General features: G+C 65.0%; 1 protein-coding gene and 1 pseudogene. Both read right to left on the reverse strand.

Going from position 1 to position 4,983, the window contains the following annotated elements:
* Nucleotides 1–4,431 (reverse strand): AAA family ATPase (locus AC30QB_RS12680; protein WP_489546582.1); only part of this gene is annotated, 4,431 nt, incomplete at its 3' end.
* Nucleotides 4,432–4,564: 133 nt separating this feature from the next.
* Nucleotides 4,565–4,983 (reverse strand): annotated as a pseudogene (locus tag AC30QB_RS12685) (hypothetical protein); the annotation flags it as partial.

Raw genomic sequence — 4,983 nt, forward strand, 5'->3', positions numbered from 1 at the left:
CTGCGGCATGTTCTGCAGCATGGCGTTGATGTCGTTGGTCTTTTGGCGCAGCTGGGCGGTGCGCTCGGCCACGCGCTTTTCCAGCGAAGCGTAGAGCAGGGCGTTGTCGAGTGACACCGACAGCTGGCCGGCGATCATGGCCACCGAGTCGAGCCGGTCGGCGCTGAAGGCGTTGCGGCGCTGGTGGTTCTCCAGCACCAGCATCGCGTTGAGTTGACCCTGTTTCAAAATGGGCGAGACCAGCAGCGAGCACTGGTCGCACTTCTGGACATAAGGGTCCGCCGAGAAGCGGTCGTCGCGCGTGGCGTCTTCGATCACGAGCAGCTCACCGGTGCGCTCTGCGTAGCGCAGCACCGACAGCGGCACGTCGCCGGCGGCGCCGGCGTCTTCTATCGTGATCGGGCTGGCATCGCCGCCCAGAGATTTGGCCAGGACCCAGGTGCTGCTGCCTTCATCAGCGCGCACGATCAGCTGCACGCCCGTGGCGCCCGTGATGGCCCCCAGCACCTTGCCCACTTGCTGCGTCAGGCGTACCAGGCTGGTCTCGGAGCTGAGCGCTTGCGAGGCGCGCAGCACGGCCATCATGTCGACCGTTTGGCTGTCAACAATTTGGGTGGAAATGGTGCCACCCTCGATGCGTGCTTTGCCGCCCGATCGCAGATACGCATGGGCGCGGCGCAGTTCCTTCACCTTGCCCATGGCGCCCCAGGCTTCATAGGTGTTACAGGCCTCGGTCAGCAAGGGGCGTGCGGCCTCTTCCATGCCGACGCTCAGGCGGAAGGCGGCGGCGCGCTCGCAAATCAGGGCTCGGTGCCAGGGGCGCGCGTGCAGAGCGGCCTCCTTGACGGCGGCGTCGAAGGCGGCGCCGGTTGCCCACAGGCTGTCGGCGGCCCAGGCGCGTTCGGCCTCGGCCCAGCGCAGCAGGTGCAGGAAGTTCTCAGGCGCGTCTGCAGCGCGTGCCGTCAGCCATGTGACGCAAGCCTTGTCGAGTTCCTCGATCACCGGGGCGCGCTCCTCGGCGGGCAGGCTGCGAGCCTTCTCAGACAAGGCCATCGCTTGCAACGCCCGCGCCACGGCGCTGAGGTAATAGCCGGGCGTGCGCGGGAGCAGCGGAATCGCTCTGGCCGAGTGTGCGATCAATGCCGGTATGTCTTGGAATATGGCCGACGCAATGCTGCTCAGCAAGAAGTAGGTTGCTGCTGTGGTGCTCGTCGGGTCCATCGCCTTCACGTAGGCGGCGTCGTCAAAATCGTGGCCGGCGAAGCCGCCCGTCGTGTTGGTCTCGCCGCGCAGTGAACGCACGAGCTGGCGGCGCACCCGAAAACGAACCGCCGAGTCTTCGTTGCCGGAACGGGCGAAGTAGCTCAGAGCGGCATCGATCTCGGCCGACGCCGTCTCGAGCAAAGGCTCGCAATCGAACAGCAAGTCACAGACGATATAGGTGTACGGAAGCTGGGAGGTCTCAGCCGCTCTCGTCAAGTCGACGCGCGCACGGCGGAACTCTTTGGCTACAGATTCGATGGGGTCCACCCAGTGACCCGCGGCGATGCCAAAAGTGCAGCGCGCTGCGGCTGTGTCGAGCTCATAGCCCCGCGCCTCGCCCACCTTGATGCCATGCAGTGCAGCCTCGTAGGCCCCGCGGTAGTCCTGCAAGGCGGTCACCAGAAGATAGGCCGCCGAGCTCAGTGACCCAAGGTACAAATGTGAGGGGCCCTCTTCCACCCACAAGCGATGACCTTCCAGGATCGTCCACGCAAACGTGGGCGGGTCGGCGAAGTAGGCCGCAGTGCCTGCACCGTTCGCAATTTGCCCCCAAGCTTTGACACGGGCGTTGTCGACATCGGGGCGGGTGAAGTCGTTGAGCTTGTCGGGGTTGGCATTCCATTTCACCAGCCGCTGGAAGCCAGCGCCGAGAGCCGGTCGCACGTCATCGGGCCGCGGGTAGCCGGTTGCGGCCATCATCTTCAGCCCCAGGGCCAGTGCATCGGCGAAGCGGCCGCGCCGGGTCATCCCGCTGACTTGCATGCGCGTGGGAATGGCCAGTTTCACCGGGTCGGACTCGCGAGACAGCATGGAAGCGTAGACGGCGTCGGCGGCGTCCACCCGGCCCAGGCCCAGCAGGGTGACGTGGTGGCGGGCCTCGAAGGCAAACAGCCTTTCGTGGGCGGCCGTTGTGTTCATGGCGTTCAACAACTCAATGATGGCACTCAGGAAGGGCTCGGCCGCGGCGCCGTTGCTCATTTGCAAATGTTGTGCTGCACGATCGAACAACTTGATGGCAAGCCAGCGCTCGGTGTCGTCGGTCAGTGCGCTGGCCGCGGCCAGGTACTGGTTGGCCGCCAGAGCACCATTCCCGGATTTCGCGGTGAGGCGCCGGGCCAAACTGAGGTGCAGGCTCACGCGAGTCTCGGTAGGCAGGCTGTCGAAGACGGCCTGCTGCACTCGACCATGCGCAAAGCGCACGGTCGTGGTGTCGCCCACGTCAATTTGGATCAACCCATCGTTGATCGAGGGCGCGAGGCATTGCCGCAAGCCGTCGAGGTCCAACCCGCAGGCCAGCTCAAGTGCGCCATGCTCAACGCTGCCGCCCAGGCAGGCCAATGACTCCAAGACGCCACGCGCCTCGGCTGACAAGCGGCCCACGCGCCGGCTCAACAAGTCGGCCACGCTGGAGTTGCCCACATGGCGGCGAATGGACTCGGCCTCCCAGGCCCAAGTGCCCTCGTTCAATGCCAGCAGCCCGTCTTGGCGCAGGCCATTGAGCACTTCAATGGTGTTGTAGGGGTTGTTCTGTGTGCGCTCGGACAGCACCTCGGCGAGCGCTGTCGCTTCACTCTCGGGCAGATGCAGCATGGCGCCCACCAACGCACTGGCATGCGCCTGCGAGAGGCTGCCTACCAACAGCTCAGGCGCAGCCAGATCGAGCTTGGCCCAACGTGCGATCAGAGCGCTTAAAGGGTGGCCCTCGGCCACCTCGTCGGCGCGAAAGGCGCAAACCACCAGCAAGCCGGGCAAAGGTTCGGCACCGGTGACCAGGCCGTCAAGAAAGTGCCAGGTGGCGGCGGCGGCCCATTGCGTATCGTCCAAGACCAGAACGATGGGCCGCTCGATGCTGGCCACACTGCGAAGCACGGCCAGCGTGGCCAGCGTGGAGCGCGCCGCGGCTTCGCGCGGATCGCTTATCTCCACGGCCTCGTGCTTGCCCAGCAGCAGCGTGTATTCGGGCAGCAGCGAAATGCCGACTCCCAGGTTGCTGCCCAGTGCGGCCAAAATGCGTTCGCGGTACACGGCGAGGCGTTCTGGCGGCTCGGCCAAAAGTTGACGGCCCAGGGAACGAAGGCCGTCCACGGCTCCACTGTTCGTCTCCTGGCGGAACTGCTCGAATTTGCCAAAGAGGAACCAGCCCTGCTGCGCCGCGACCATGGGGCGCAACTCGGCCAGCAGCGATGACTTGCCCACGCCGGCGGGGCCCGAGATCAGCACGCAGGGGTGCCTGCCATCGGGATGATCGGTCGCTTCGCGCAAAGCGTTCAGCTCTTCGTCGCGGCCAATCGGGTGCAAGGGCGGGTTCAGGCGCGCGCCGAAATCGAACTGGCCCAACTCGAAAGGCGTGGTGTCACCGCTTTGCAAGGCTTGGTCAATGCGTTTGAGGTCGATGGCCAGGCCGTCAGCGCTTTGGTAGCGGCGGTCGGGCTCCTTTTGCAGCAAGCGCATCACCACGTCAGAGACCAGGGGCGACAGCTGCGGGTTCAGAGCGATGGGGGCCTCGGGCACACGCACCAGGTGGTCATGCACCAGCTCCAGCAAGTCGTCGCTCTGAAAGGGCTTGCGCTGTGTCAGCAGCTCGTACAGCGTGATGCCCAGCGAGTACAGATCGGAGCGGGGGTCGGGCGCGCGCCCTGTGCGCCCGGTTTGCTCCGGCGACATGTACGACCAAGTGCCCGAAATCTCGCTGTCACCGGCGGTGTCCGCCTGCTGGCTGGCCACCACCACCGCGATGTTGAAATCGATCAGCGTAGGTTGCAGTGTCTGCGGGTGAATCAACAGGTTGGCGGGGCAAATGTCTTTGTGGATCACGCCGGCCTTGTGCACCCCGGACAGGATGCGCGCGACACCCAGCGCAAAGGCCAGCACTTGCAAAGGGCTCAGCGGTTGGCTCTTGAGGTATTGGCCCAGTGCGACCGCGCCATCGTCCTTGAACACCAAGGTGTTGGGTTCGGCGGGGATGTCGGCGAGCTTGACCACGCCATCCACGGCGACCAACTGAGTCAGGATTGCAGCTTCAAGCCTGAGCCGGCGAATGGCCGAGTTGCTCTTGGCCTGCTTGAACACCAGGGCGGCGACGTCACCTGAGCCCTTGCGCCGGGACACCTTCACCTCGTCAGTGCTGTAGAGAGTCTCTTCGCCGGCGTTCGATGCCAAGTCACTCACGTCTTTTGTGTGTGCGTTGTTGTGTAGCGTCGTCACAGGTCGCCCTTCATCTGAGATGGCAGAAAAACCACGGTTGCGGCAAGTGCAGCCAGAGGCTATATCGGCATCTTGCAGAGCCAATTGAGCGCAGCCGCTACGAGCGCCCGCTCTGCGTGTCGGTAGGCAGCGCCTTGTTTGCCAGCAAACGTGCACGCAGGGCATCGAATGACATGGCCGCGCTGAGCGAGGCGGCGTATTTGTCGGGCAAGGCGATCACGGTCTCGAAGGCCCGGTAGTCGGCGTCTTCGCGGTCGTCAAGGAAGTGGATGGCGATGCTGCCGCCTTCCTTCTCCAAGAAGCCGCGCACGGCGTCCATGCCCACGCCGCGGCCCGAGACTTCGGTCACCTGCTCGGCGGTAGAGAAGCCCGAGCGGAAGATGAGTTGGGCCACCTCGGCGTCGCTGCTCTTCTGGCCCCGGGTGAGCAGGTTTTGCTCGGCGGCGCGCTGGCGGATCTTGGCGATGGCCAGGCCCTGACCGTCATCGCGCAGGCGTATCCACAGCTTGCCGTCGT

It is taken from the genome of Rhizobacter sp., from assembly GCF_046595475.1.
Classification (GTDB): Bacteria; Pseudomonadota; Gammaproteobacteria; order Burkholderiales; family Burkholderiaceae_C; genus Rhizobacter.